Annotated in this window: 12 protein-coding genes; 5 read left to right on the forward strand and 7 right to left on the reverse strand. The window is 48.8% G+C overall.

Annotation, left to right across the window (positions count from 1 at the left end):
* Positions 1-77 precede the first annotated feature (77 nt).
* A complete protein-coding gene (cspD, locus tag HRH59_RS02895) occupies positions 78-296 on the reverse strand; it encodes a cold shock domain-containing protein CspD (protein ID WP_173499766.1) in 219 nt (72 codons plus the stop codon).
* Positions 297-486: 190 nt separating this feature from the next.
* On the opposite strand from cspD, the gene clpS reads away from it, so the two are divergent.
* Together clpS and clpA are read left to right on the forward strand one after the other, a co-directional pair.
* A complete protein-coding gene (gene clpS, locus HRH59_RS02900; RefSeq protein ID WP_173499767.1) occupies positions 487-807 on the forward strand; it encodes an ATP-dependent Clp protease adapter ClpS in 321 nt (106 codons plus the stop codon).
* A gap of 54 nt (positions 808-861) precedes the next feature.
* Positions 862-3129, forward strand: coding sequence for an ATP-dependent Clp protease ATP-binding subunit ClpA (gene clpA / locus HRH59_RS02905; protein ID WP_173499768.1), 2268 nt, complete (start codon positions 862-864; stop codon positions 3127-3129).
* Positions 3130-3210: 81 nt separating this feature from the next.
* Here the strand turns inward: clpA and infA are convergent, their stop codons facing one another.
* From infA to trxB, 4 genes are all read right to left on the reverse strand, one after another.
* Positions 3211-3429, reverse strand: coding sequence for a translation initiation factor IF-1 (infA, locus tag HRH59_RS02910; protein ID WP_019676586.1), 219 nt, complete (start codon positions 3427-3429; stop codon positions 3211-3213).
* 94 nt (positions 3430-3523) lie between these two features.
* Complete coding sequence (locus HRH59_RS02915; RefSeq protein WP_173499769.1) at positions 3524-4225, reverse strand: arginyltransferase; 702 nt, start codon at positions 4223-4225, stop codon at positions 3524-3526.
* Positions 4218-4940: a leucyl/phenylalanyl-tRNA--protein transferase gene (gene aat, locus HRH59_RS02920; RefSeq protein WP_173499770.1), complete on the reverse strand. Its 723-nt coding sequence runs from the start codon at positions 4938-4940 to the stop codon at positions 4218-4220. The genes HRH59_RS02915 and aat overlap by 8 nt, the downstream gene beginning before the upstream one ends.
* A gap of 12 nt (positions 4941-4952) precedes the next feature.
* Positions 4953-5909: a thioredoxin-disulfide reductase gene (trxB, locus tag HRH59_RS02925; RefSeq protein ID WP_173499771.1), complete on the reverse strand. Its 957-nt coding sequence runs from the start codon at positions 5907-5909 to the stop codon at positions 4953-4955.
* A gap of 211 nt (positions 5910-6120) precedes the next feature.
* Between trxB and HRH59_RS02930 the strand changes: the two genes are divergently transcribed.
* Complete coding sequence (locus tag HRH59_RS02930; RefSeq protein WP_173499772.1) at positions 6121-9402, forward strand: sensor histidine kinase; 3282 nt, start codon at positions 6121-6123, stop codon at positions 9400-9402.
* Between the two features lie 213 nt (positions 9403-9615).
* Positions 9616-11199 carry a S8 family serine peptidase gene (locus HRH59_RS02935; RefSeq protein WP_173499773.1) on the forward strand — a complete coding sequence of 528 codons (1584 nt, stop codon included), beginning with the start codon at positions 9616-9618 and terminating at the stop codon, positions 11197-11199.
* A 49-nt stretch (positions 11200-11248) separates the two neighbouring features.
* Here HRH59_RS02935 and trhA read toward each other — a convergent pair whose 3' ends face one another.
* Positions 11249-11890 carry a PAQR family membrane homeostasis protein TrhA gene (gene trhA, locus HRH59_RS02940; RefSeq protein ID WP_173499774.1) on the reverse strand — a complete coding sequence of 214 codons (642 nt, stop codon included), beginning with the start codon at positions 11888-11890 and terminating at the stop codon, positions 11249-11251.
* A gap of 111 nt (positions 11891-12001) precedes the next feature.
* Here trhA and HRH59_RS02945 point away from each other — a divergent pair, with 111 nt between their 5' ends.
* Positions 12002-13261, forward strand: a complete 1260-nt coding sequence (locus HRH59_RS02945; protein ID WP_173499775.1) for a glycosyltransferase family 4 protein — start codon at positions 12002-12004, stop codon at positions 13259-13261.
* A gap of 7 nt (positions 13262-13268) precedes the next feature.
* Here HRH59_RS02945 and HRH59_RS02950 read toward each other — a convergent pair whose 3' ends face one another.
* The gene (locus tag HRH59_RS02950) at positions 13269-13628 is read right to left on the reverse strand and encodes a hypothetical protein (RefSeq protein ID WP_173499776.1); all 360 of its coding nucleotides are present in this window, start codon (positions 13626-13628) and stop codon (positions 13269-13271) included.
* Positions 13629-13699 lie beyond the last annotated feature (71 nt).

A 13699-nucleotide genomic window follows, 5' to 3' on the forward strand; every position in this document is an offset into this window, starting at 1 on the left:
GTAAAAGCAGGCATTACGCCTGCTTTTTTGTGCCGTCAATTAGCTTAGCACTATGCGAATATCTGTTGTGCGAATAATTACTCTATCAGGTCGTCGGGCACTTTAATATTCACGGCGTGTAAACCTTTAGGGCCCTCAGACAAGTCGAATTCGACATCTTGTCCGGCCTTTAGCGTGCGGTAGCCGTCCATGCTAATGGTTGAATAATGAGCAAAGATATCTTCATCACGGCCATCTTCACGAATAAATCCAAATCCTTTGGCATTATTGAACCATTTTACTTTACCGGTAGCCATACAACTTACTTCCTTCTCTAAGTTAGCTAAATTCTGTATTCTAGTCTCGATGGTGGGATTGTTGTTGATCCCAACAACTAATGTAGATAATTTGAGCATACAGTCAAGTTATTTGCAAAATTAAACTTAAATTTTACCAATAATTAACCTAAAGCTCCTTTGATGGAATACACAGGCATGGCTATAGTTTATGAGCGGGAATAAAGATGACAACGTACAACATGGTGGTTTAGAGGAATTAACACGGCAACGTGTTGCTCCGCCGCCAATGTACAAAGTGGTATTGCATAACGACGATTACACACCGATGGATTTTGTTATCGATGTATTAAGTCGCTTTTTTAATATGCAGTATGAGCAGGCAACCGAAGTGATGTTAAAAGTACATTATGAGGGGAAAGGAATTTGTGGTGTTTTTACCGCGGAGATCGCGGAGACCAAAGTGCAGCAGGTGACGCAATACGCGAAAGAGCATCAACACCCGTTGCTATGTACCATGGAGCGCGCATAAGGTAAGTCTTTGCATGATTCTGGTGTCGTTACTCAGGTGGATTAGGAGTGGTGTATGTTAAATAAAGATCTTGAGTTAACTCTGAATTTGGCTTTCAGGTTTGCGCGTGAGCGTCGTCATGAATATATGACCGTAGAGCATTTATTATTAGCCTTGCTGGACAATCCGGCGGCCGGCGATGCACTGCGCTCTTGCGGTGCCAATATAGAAAAACTGCGGCTGGAACTGGCCAGTTTTATCGATTCCACCACCCCGGTGTTGCCGGACGGTGAAGTAGAGCGCGATACCCAACCTACACTGGGTTTTCAGCGTGTATTACAACGCGCGGTGTTTCATGTGCAGTCATCCGGTAAATCTGAGGTAACCGGTGCCAATGTGTTGGTGGCTATTTTCAGCGAGCAGGAATCACAAGCGGTATATTTGCTGAAGAAAATCGACATTACCCGGCTGGACGTAGTGAATTTTATTTCCCACGGTGTAACCAAAACTGAAAAACTTGAGCAACACGACGAACATGCACAGGAAGAAGGTACCGAATCGGTTGCTGATGACAGTAAGTATCTGGAAAACTTCACCGCAAACCTGAATGTGCAGGCCAAAAACGGCCACATTGATCCGCTGATTGGCCGCGAGCATGAAGTTGAGCGTGCTATTCAGGTATTGTGCCGGCGCAAGAAAAATAATCCGCTGTTAGTCGGTGAGGCCGGCGTGGGCAAAACCGCCATTGCCGAAGGGCTGGCGTATCGTATTGTACACAACGAAGTGCCGGACGTGATTGCCAACGCCACCATATACTCATTGGATATGGGTGCCCTGTTGGCCGGTACCAAATACCGCGGCGATTTTGAAAAACGGTTGAAATCCTTACTGAAAGAGCTGGAGCGGGAAAAAGACGCTATTTTGTTTATTGATGAAATTCATACCGTAATTGGTGCCGGTGCGGCTTCCGGTGGCGTAATGGATGCCAGCAACCTAATTAAACCGCTGTTGTCCAGTGGCCGTTTGCGCTGCATGGGCTCAACCACGTATCAGGAATTTAAAAGTATTTTTGAGAAAGACACCGCGCTGGTGCGTCGTTTTCAAAAAATTGATGTGGCAGAGCCCAGCGTGGAAGACACCACCCGTATTCTGTTGGGCTTAAAAGAGCGCTACGAGCAACACCATAACGTGCGCTATACGCAAAAAGCTATTCGGGCGGCTGCGGAGCTGTCTGCTAAGTATATTAATGAACGGCATTTACCGGATAAAGCCATAGACGTTATCGACGAAGCCGGCGCCAGCCAGCGTTTGTTGCCGTCGTCCAAACGAAAAAAAGTCATTAATGTGCCGGAAATTGAGCATGTTATTGCCAAGATGGCGCGTATTCCGGAGAAGTCGGTGTCGGCCTCGGATAAAGATGTGTTGGCTAATTTGGACCGCAACTTAAAACTGGTGGTGTTTGGTCAGAACGAACCGATTGAAGTGTTAACCTCGGCCATTCGTTTATCACGTTCTGGTTTGGGCAACGAAGAAAAGCCAATAGGTAACTTCCTGTTTGCCGGACCGACAGGGGTAGGTAAAACTGAAGTAACCAAGCAACTGGCAAAAGCCCTGGGCGTTGAGTTACTGCGTTTTGATATGTCGGAGTATATGGAGCGCCATGCTATCAGCCGGTTAATTGGTGCACCGCCGGGTTATGTTGGCTTTGAGCAGGGCGGCTTGCTGACTGATGCGGTATCCAAGCATCCGTACTCAGTGGTGTTACTGGATGAAATCGAGAAAGCACACAGCGATATTTATAATATTTTGCTGCAGGTGATGGACCACGGTACCTTAACCGATAACAACGGCCGCAAAATTGATTTTCGCAATGTAGTGCTGGTAATGACAACCAATGCCGGGGTGCAGGAAACCATCCGTAAGTCGATAGGCTTTAAACAGCAGGATCACAGCCATGATGCGTTGTCGGAAATAAACCGTACTTTTAGTCCGGAGTTCAGAAACCGGCTGGATGGCATTATCTGGTTTCAACACCTGGCGGCGGACATTATTCTGCAGATTGTGGACAAGTTTGTGTGTGACTTGCAGGTCCAGCTGGATAAAAAGCAGGTGTCGATGGAGCTCAGCAGTGCTGCAAGGCAATGGTTAGCAGATAAAGGTTACGACCATGCTATGGGTGCCAGACCAATGGCAAGGGTGATTCAGGAGCAACTGAAGAAACCGTTGGCAAATGAAATTCTGTTCGGCCGTCTACTACATGGTGGTGATGTGCGGGTTGAACTGGTCAATGATCAGCTTAGCTTTGAATATCAAACCGCAAAAGAAGCCGCGCTGGCAGATTAAGCGAATGGTAATGGCTTAAGTTAAAACACTAAACCCGGCATTTGCCGGGTTTGTATTATCAGTAAGGTTATTCGGGCCGGCTTAACGCTGGCGGAACACGATACGGCCTTTGCTCAGATCGTATGGTGTTAACTCTACGGTTACCTTATCGCCGGTTAAAATACGGATATAGTTCTTACGCATTTTACCTGAAATATGAGCGATAACGACATGGCCGTTTTCCAGTTCAACTTTGAACATGGTATTTGGCAGGGTATCCAAAATGGTACCTTGCATTTCAATTACGTCTTCCTTCGCCATTCAGCGCACTTGCCTCTTAAATTTGGGTGAACCATAAAAAAACTGCGCAGATTGTGCCGAAATCATCAGCATAAGTAAAGCGGCAAGCGCTTTTTTAGCCAAATGAGTGCCATTGTCCCTGAATAAATCGTTGCTGCGGTAAAAAAGCGGCTTTATAAGCCATTTTCCTGCATTCATCAATTTGATAACCCAGATACAACCAATCTTTTTGCTGCTGCGCTGTGCATTGCAGTAAATATAATATCGCCAGCAAGCCGGGCGAAAAAGCACTGACATCCGGATGAAAAAAAGTATATACCGCCGAATAAGCGTCTGCTGTTTCGTCCACTATGCTGACGGCGACTAATTTTTGTTGATAATATTGCTCCAGATAGTGCACTTTTAACCAACTGCAGTTGAGCATGGCATCGAGCTGTTGCCGTGCCGGCGGAAACATACTGCTGTCGGCATGTTTATGATTTATGTAGCTGGCAAACAGCGGAAAGTAATCTGTGCTGATATTGTCACTCAACTTATACTGCCAGCCGGCGCGGGCGGCGGTTTTCAGTAAGCGACGCTGACTGCGGCTGGCTTTAAAAGCTGCAGGATTAATGCGTACAGAGTGACAAGCGCGACAAGCCGGGCAGTGTGGGGTGTACAGTTGCTCACCACTGCGGCGAAAATTAAGTTGCAGTAATTGTTGATATAATTGCGCATCAAGTGGCTGTTCCGGCAGCAAAAACACCAGTTGTTCCTGCTGTGTTGCCAGATAACTGCACTGCGCCGGTGCCGTCAGGCCAAAGCGTAGTTCATGCATCACCGCTGTCCAATAGCAGTGTATTCGCCTGCCAATGTGATGTTGGGGTAAGTTTTGCTGCATAATGTTGCAACAACATAATGTACTCTTCGCGTGGTAATGGTGTAGCACCTAACTGCAACAAAAACGGGTTGGGTAACTGGCAGTCAATCCAACCCGGTGCTACCTGTTGCAAATGTTGTTGCAGGGCAACCAATGCCAGTTTGGCGGTGTCCGGTAACAGATTAAACATTGACTCGCCACAAAACAGGCTGCCCACTAACACACCATATAAACCGCCAACCAGTTTATCCTGTTGCCACACTTCAATACTGTGCGCGTAGCCTTGTAAATGCAATTGCAGATAGGCTTGTTGCATTTCAGGCAGGATCCAGGTGCCGGGCTGTTTTGCGCGTGGCGCAGCGCAGTGTGCCATTACCTGAGCAAACGCTTTATTAACACTGAAATCCAAGCGGTATCGCTTCAGTTGTTTTCTCAAGGTGCGGTTAAGCTTCAGGGTGTCTGGCGCAAAAATGGCGCGTTGTGACGGGCTCCACCACAGCAGGGGATCGCCCTCGCTAAACCAGGGGAATATTGCTTGTGAATACGCACTGAGCAGGCGGGCCGGGCTTAAATCGCCCCCCATAGCTAATAAGCCATCAGGATTGCTCAGCGCGCGATGCAGTGGTGGAAAGCTGACATCGTGCGCTGACAACTCAGGCAGGTAAATGGCCATGGCCGGCGCTGATTACTTGCTCAGCGCATCCAGATAGCGCTCGGCATCCAGCGCCGCCATACAACCGGTGCCGGCAGAGGTGATAGCCTGGCGGTAGATATGGTCAGATACATCGCCGGCGGCAAACACACCGGCAATGCTGGTTTGGGTAGCATTGCCTTCGCTGCCGCTGTGCACTTTTAAGTAGCCGCCGTTCATCTCCAATTGGCCTTTAAAGATATCGGTATTCGGTTGATGACCAATGGCGATAAACACACCCTGCAGTGCTAACTGTTCGTCTGCTTCGCCTTTGGTCGACTTTAACCGTACACCGGTTACGCCCATATCATCGCCCAGCACTTCGTCCAGCTCGCGGTGGGTGTGCAGCACGATATTGCCGTTGGCGACTTTAGCCATTAAACGGTCAACCAGAATTTTTTCTGCTTTAAAGCTGTCGCGACGGTGCACTAAATGCACTTCAGCGGCAATGTTAGATAAGTACAGGGCTTCTTCCACCGCCGTATTACCGCCACCGACAACGGCCACCTTTTGGTTGCGGTAAAAGAAACCGTCACAGGTAGCACAAGCAGATACGCCCCGACCGCTGTAAGCCTGCTCAGATGGCAGGCCCAGGTATTTGGCGGAAGCGCCGGTACAGATAATTAACGCATCACAGCTGTAGACGCCATTATCACCGGTGAGGGTAAAGGGGCGCTGTTGCAGGTTAACTGTGTGAATATGGTCAAACACAATTTCGGTATTGAAGGTTTCGGCGTGTTCACGCATGCGGTCCATCAAGGCCGGACCGGTTAAACCATGCGCATCACCCGGCCAGTTTTCCACTTCTGTCGTGGTTGTCAGCTGGCCGCCTTGTTGCATGCCGGTGAGTAACACCGGATTCAGGTTTGCACGGGCTGCATAGACAGCAGCAGTGTAGCCGGCAGGGCCTGAGCCTAAAATAAGCAGCCGACTGTGTTTGATATCTGACATTCATTTCTCCGAAAACAACTTAATTAACAGCGGTAATGGCGACGATTCTAAAAGAATGCAACCCCAAGCGAAAGTGCTGCCGGACATTTAATCTGTGCTGTGCTGTAAAGCCTTGCTTGCTATGCTATTGTTTAAATCTGCTGTTGTTAACCGGTTTATAATTCAGGCCACAACCAAACCCGAGGTTGTATTGCACTACTGCAGGAAATGGATGATTTTTGTGGTGCAGCTTACTGCCATATTGTTGTTGCCGGTAAGCCATTTAGCACTTAGTGTTGAGCGTTTTCAACGTATCGGCGTTGACGACGGCTTGCCCAATGCCACAATTTACAGTGTGGCGCAGGATCAAACCGGCTTTATCTGGCTGGGGTCTACCAATTCCGGCTTGTTACGTTTCGATGGTTATCGTTTTGGCTCTTTTGCCTTACTTACCGCGGCTGAGCAATTACAGCATCAAAGCCCCGATGTCGGTGTCATTTTATTCGATAAAGCCAATAACCTGTGGGCAGGAACCTGGGGGTTGGGCTTATCGGTTCTGGAGGCGCAAAGCGGTACTTTGCGACGTTTTACTGCAGCAGACGGTTTAGCCGGTGACGAAGTGCAGGCCTTGTTACAGGATAATGCCGGTAATATCTGGGTGGGCACTACCAACGGTTTAAGTGTGATTAGCGCAGATTTTCGTATAACTACTGTTGGTGCAGCGAACACGGCGCAAGCGCTGGTTGAGCCGCGGATTTGGAGCCTTAGCCAGTCAGAGGACGGCAGTATCTGGATTGGTACCTCTGCCGGATTGCACCGTTGGCAAGCTGACAGCGGTTTAAGTAAGGTGATTGAGTTGGCGCCGGGGGCAGACCGTTTAAGCCGTGCCAATGAAATTCGGGCGTTATTGGCGGATGGCAACACATTGTGGATTGGCAGCCGCAGTGGCTTGTATCGTTATTCTTTGGCTGATAACCGCTTAAACCCGGATGTTACACCAGGCACTGCGGCATTGTTGATTAATGTATTAGCATTTGACCGTAGCAATAACGACCTGCTAATCAGCAGCTATACCGGCTTGCATCGCTATAACCGCACTGAAGCGCAGGGGGAAGCTCAGGTATCTGCTGCCGCTCAGTTGGCACAGGTTAATGTGCGCAGTATTTTGCAAGACAGAACCGGTGTTATCTGGCTCGGTTCACGCGAGGGCGGGCTTTATCGCGGTATTATCACCAGCAAAGCTTTCAGCGGTATTGCCGGTTATGCTGCAGAGCTTGCTGCAACGAGCTTTTCCGTAACGGCTGTGTTTAAGTCAGAGCAACAATTATGGCTGGGAAGTACAGATAAAATTATCGTGCTGGATACTGATAGTGGTGCCTATCAACAAATAAGTACCCGAAGCAGGGTTAATGCCATTGAACGCGGCGCAGATCAGCAGATATATATCGCGACTGACAATGGTTTGTTTCGTTACAGCGATGGTGTGCGGTTAGAGCGGGTTGATACGCCTTTTGTGTTGGCCGGCGTTGCCAACCGTAATGTCAGAGATTTGCATATTGCACCAGACGGTACTTTTTATCTTGGTTTATGGGGCGAGGGAGTTATTGCCTGGCAACCAAAGTTGCAACAGACCCGGCGTTGGTTAGAAAACTTAGCCAAAGAGCGGCCAGGTAATACGGTACAGAATATTTTTGTCAGTGCTGATCAGCAACTATGGGTGGCAACCCGCTACAGTGGTTTGTATCAGATAGACTTAACCGCCGGTAACATTGTCCGGCACAGTACCGTTACAGCAACGGCGTTGCAGCTGCCTGACGATGATGTGCAATGTGTGCGTCAGTATGCACAGCAGTTGCTGGTTTGCACCAAAGCGGGAGCGGTATTATATAACCGTAAAACCGGTCAGCATCAGTTGATTACCATGGCTGACGGCTTACCTGATAATAATGTGCTCGGCGGCTATCAACAAGATGAACATCAGCTGTGGCTGATGACGGCACATGGTTTGAGTTTGCGCCCGGCGCAGCAACAGCGCTTTATTCATTACAACAGTCAGGATGGCATGGTGAGCTCAGAGCTGAATGCCAATGCGGTGTATGGCGATATTGACCGGCTCTATTTTGGTGCTGTCAGTGGTTTGGTCGTTGTTAAACCGGAGCTACTGCAAAGCAACCGGCAACAACCGCAGCCGGTATTGTCGGCGCTGATGATTGAGCAGCAACCCCTGCAGTTCAGACCACATCAGCAGAGCTGGCCGCTGATAGAAGTTTTGCCGACACAGCACAGCATGATGTTTGAATTCAGTGCGCTGGATTTTCAGGATCCGTTGCGTAACCGGTTTTATTACCGGCTTGAAGGACTTGAGCAAGATTGGGTGCTGGCGCAGGGACACCGTGCTTATTATGCTAACCTGGCGCCGGGCACTTATCCATTGTGGTTAAAGGCATCGAATAATCATGGCGTGTTCAGTAAAGAGCAACAAGTTGCCACTTTATTAGTATTGCCACATTGGTGGCAGCAACCCTGGGTAATATTTATTATCGTGCTGCTTTTGGTTGCCATGTTATGGTTGCTGCATCAGTACCGGCTGCGCCACATCCGGCAAATTAACCGCTTGTTGCAAGCTGCGATGGAAAACAAAGCCAAAGCACAGTTAATTTTAGAAACCCGCGTAACAGAGCGCACCAGAGCATTGGAAGAAAGCTCGGTTACGTTATCGCTTCGTACCAAACAGTTAGAGCACAGCCTGGCTGAGCTGGCCAAAACCAACCGCGAGCTAAAGCGCTTAGATAAACTAAAAGATGAATTTATTGCAACGGTAAGCCACGAGTTGCGAACCCCGTTGACGGCAATACGCGGCGCCATAGGCCTGATTGCCCAGAAGGTCGTGGCTCCGGACACCGCGGTTTATAATAACATGCTGCAAACTGCGCAAAGCAGTAGTGAAAGATTATCAAATTTAATTAATGATTTACTTGATCTGCAGAAGTTCTCTGCCGGTACCTTTACACTTAATTTAACCAAAATAAATTTATACGATTTGGCACAGCAAGCGGTGTTGGCAATGCAGCCCTATGCTACCCGGTACCGGATAGATTTGGTGTTTTCCCCCGGCACCGACGAAGCGCTTTGGGTGTTGGCCGATACCTTACGGTTACGCCAGGTGATGGATAACCTGATTTCTAATGCGGTAAAGTTTTCGCCGCCTGATGCGGTGATTGTGGTGCGGTTAAGCCGCAGCGAGCATGACGCTCGTTTTGAAGTGGAAGATCATGGCAACGGTATACCCGAAGCATTTCAATCACAGATTTTCCAAAAGTTTTCTCAGGCGGATGGTTCTGACAGCAGGCTAAAAGAGGGTACCGGGCTGGGCTTAGCCATCTGCAAAAAAATTATTGAGAATCATCAGGGGCAGATCAATTTCAGTACAAGCCCGGGCGAGGGCAGTATCTTTTGGTTTAAGTTAACCTTGATCTCCGCCAGCAATATAACGGCCAATAAAACGTTAACATAGGTAACTTTGTGTTTTTCTGTGGCGGCCTGTTCCCGAATAAATCAATTTGTTTCTGATAGTTATCTATTTTTCCTGTAATGGGTTTGTCTCATACATTTGTAAAGAATTTATAATACTATTGTAATGGCCTTTTGCTATGGCCGTGGTTATTTTTTGTGCAGCAGGATGCCGCAGTTACAACAAGGACCATAAAAATTAACCAAGGGTAATATAATGAAAAAGATGACTACGATACTGGCAGCTGCTTCTGCCGGTTGTTTTGCACTAAGCCTGACTTCCGTCGCTGTTGCTGATGGCATGAAAAAACCAGAACCAAAACTTAGCCTGGCTGAGTTGGCAAGCGATAAAACCACCCGCTATATCATTAAATTCAAAGAACCTGTGGCAACAATGAATGTTGACGGCAGCGCCAAGCGGGCAGAGTTTTCAACATTGCGGGCACAGCAGGTGTTACAAAAAGCCAATGTTAATGCGTTATCGCATCTTAAATCTGTGCATGCCAGTGTAGCAGAGTTAACGGCGAAGCAGCGCATGCTGCTGCAAAGTGATCCTAACGTTGAATATATCGAGGAAGATCATAAGCGTTATTTAATGGATGTGATCACGCCTATGGCACAAACCACGCCTTATGGTATCAACATGGTGCAGGCTAATCAGGTAAGCGATGGCAGCGCCGGTAATACCAAAGTGTGTGTTATTGACACCGGCTGGACGTCCGGCCATGAGGATTTACAAAGCTCCGGCGTAACCGGTTATTCGTTTTCCGGTCATGGTAATTGGTATCAGGATGGTAACGGCCACGGTACCCATGTTGCCGGTACTATGGTAGCGCTAAACAATAACAGCGGCGTAGTCGGTGTTATTGGCTCCGGCCAGGCTGGCGTTCACATTGTTAAAATTTTCAATAACTCCGGTAACTGGACGACAGCGTCGAATTTGATCACGGCTATTCAGTCTTGTAAAGATGCCGGCGCCAAAGTGGTCAATATGAGTTTGGGCGGCGGTTCGTCTAACCAAACAGAAAATAATGCCATGACCAACTTCTACAATGGCGGCATGCTGTTGGTAGCGGCTGCGGGTAATGGGGGGAACACCAGCTTTTCCTATCCTGCTTCATATAATGCGGTAGTGTCGGTGGCGGCGGTAAACTCTTCTGCTGCGTTAGCCAGCTTTTCACAGCGGAACTCGCAAGTTGAAATTGCAGGCCCGGGGGTAAGCGTAAACTCAACCTGGAACAATGGCGGCTATAACAGCATCAGCGGTACATCAATGGCGTCGCCTCATGTAGCCGGTGTTGCAGCCTTGGTTTGGAGTAACCATCCACAGTGCACTGCGGCACAAATTCGTAGTGCGCTTAATGCAACGGCAGAAGACCGTGGTGCAGCAGGGCGTGATACGTCCTATGGCTGGGGTATTGTAAAAGCCAAAGCTGCTCATGATTATTTAACCAACAATGGCTGTGATGGCTCGGGTGGCGGCGAACCACCACCACCTCCACCGGGCGGCGGTGCGACTTTCCCTGACTTGTCCGCAACCAGTGGTCAGTGGTTAAGAGGCAGCTACACCATTCCGTCGGGTGTCGCAACGGTAACCTTCCAAATCTCCGGTGGCACAGGTGATGCTGACTTGTATGTGCGTTATGGCAGTGAGCCGACAACAACAGCATACAATTGCCGGCCTTACCTGAACGGTAACAATGAAGTTTGCACTATTAACAATCCGCAAGCCGGTACCTGGCATGTTGGTGTTCGTGCTTATACTGCCTTTAGCGGTGTAACCTTCAGTTACCAATACTGATTAGGCTAATACGTATAAACAGGCCGGTTAAACCGGCCTGTTTTTTCTGCTAAACCGGCAGGACGTAATAGTACACCGATAGAAAATGCAAAATGCTGCCGGCCAGTACAAACAGATGCCAGATGGCATGATGCAAAAATAAGCGTTTCCAGGCGTAGAAAATCACCCCAAACGAATAACTCAGCCCTCCGGCGACCAGTAGCCACATACCGCCCGCCGCTACATTTTCCAGCATAGGCTTTATAGCCAGAATCACTAACCAGCCCATACCCAGATACAAACCCAAAGACAATTTTTTGTATTTCAATCCGGTAGCCAGTTCAATAATGACTCCGGCTAAGGCAACAGTCCATATCAGGCCGAACAGCCATAAACCCCAGCTGTCACGCAAATTTATCAGCGTAAAAGGGGTGTAGGTGCCGGCTATCAGAATAAAAATTGCTGCGTGATCCAGTTGGCGCAGCCGGCGTTTTATGTCGATGTTGTGAATGGAGTGATATAAGGTCGAACTGCAATACAGCAGGATAAGACTGCTACCATAAATAATACTGCTGGCCAGATGCCAGTTGTCGCCTGCCGGCACTGATACCAGTAACATCAGCACCAGTGCAATAACACTTAACACAGCGCCTATGCCGTGGCTAATAGCATGCAGCAACTCTTCAACTGCGGAGTAATGGGTGGTTGTCATATCAATTTACCAGGCTGAAACACAAGCTATCTTAGCATGATAGCGCGCACTGCCAAGCTGTAACCCGGCAGGAATTGCCGGTAGAATGCTGCTTTTTCCTCGGGAGCAGTTATGTCTGAGCACAGATCGCCACATTTGGTTATCATTGGCTATGTTTGGCCGGAGCCAAACTCGTCTGCCGCCGGTTACCGTATGCTGAGTTTAATTAAGTTGTTTCTGGCTAAAGGCTGGCAGGTAAGTTTTGCCAGTGCGGCAGAACCCGGACCGCATCGCTACCCGCTGGCTGAGCTGGGAGTAACTGAGCATAGTATTTTGCTTAATGACTGCAGCTTTGAGCATTGGCTGCAACAGCAGGCGCCGCAAGCAGTGATGTTTGACCGATTTATGCTGGAGGAGCAATTTGGTTGGCGGGTAGAGCAGGCGTGCCCGCAAGCGCTGCGTATATTGGATATGGAAGACTGCCATGCCCTGCGCGATGCGCGCCAGCGCTGTTTTAACGCCGGCCAGGCTGTGGGTGCAGAAGATCTGAACTCAGAATTAGCGCTGCGCGAAATTGCAGCTATTTATCGCTGCGATCTGACGCTGGTGATCTCAGAATATGAACTGCAGTTGTTACAGCAACACTATAAAGTGCCGCCAGCACTGTTATGTTATTGCCCGTTTTTGCTTGATGATGTGCCACAGCTTGCGTTGCCGGATTATGAAAGGCGGCAACATTTTATTGCCATCGGTAATTTTCGTCATGCGCCTAACTGGCATGCCGTATTGTGGTTAAAACAGGAAATCTGGCCATTGATCCGCCAACAGTTACCGCAGGCCGAATTGCACATTTACGGTGCTTACCCGCCGCCCAAAGCCACTGCACTACATAACCCTAAACAAGGTTTTTTTATCAAAGGCTGGGCCGAAGACGCTTTAGCGGTGATGCAGCAGGCGCGGGTGTGTTTGGCGCCGCTGGCGTTTGGTGCCGGGTTAAAGGGCAAGTTGCTGGACGCCATGCGCTGCGGTACCCCCAATGTGACTACGGCAGTGGGCGCTGAGGGTATGACAATAGAAAGCGGTTGGGGCGGCGTAATAGCAGAAGATAGCGACAGTATTGCTATGGCTGCAGTAAGTTTGTATCAACAACCTGAGCGTTGGCACCAGGCACAGCAAACAGGTTTGGATATCGTGCAGCAAAAGTTTGCTTTGGCACAACATGAAGCACGGATCTGGCAGCAATTTAACGCGGTAAGGCAAGCAATTGAGAGTCACCGCCAGGCTAATTTTACCGGGCTGATGTTAAGGCACCATAATTATCGCAGTACCAAATTTATGGGGCAATGGATTGAAGCAAAAACGCGTCTGGCTGCGTTAACACAGCCAGACTGACGCTGTATTAACGACAACCTCTTGGCTGGCGTTGTTTATCGCCCAGTCGCGTTGTCCAAACTGCAGCTGCAGACTGGCCATTACCACTGCTTTTGGCTTTAGCGGCTTTAGCCGGTTTTGCAGCAGCAGGTTTGGCTGCTGCTTTGGCCGGAGCGGCTTTCTTTTCTGCTGCCGGTTTTGCTTTAGCTGTACCTTTTGCAGCACTGTAGCTGGCACCTAATTCAGCCAGCTCCGCCAGACGGATATTCTTACCACCATCTACGCTAAACCAACCGGGTTTTTGTTCCAGTTGCGGCGCTTTACCAAAGGCAGCGGTGTAGGCTGCGGTAAAGTCAGCAACAACCTGATCTTTGTCCAATTTACTCATACGGATCCTTAACAGACATTATTTAAGCAACTAGCCCGCTATTTATACAACATTTTGCCACTGTTAGACAA

Origin of the sequence: Rheinheimera lutimaris (genome assembly GCF_013283795.1) — a bacterium.
In the GTDB taxonomy this organism is placed as follows: domain Bacteria; phylum Pseudomonadota; class Gammaproteobacteria; order Enterobacterales; family Alteromonadaceae; genus Alishewanella; species Alishewanella lutimaris.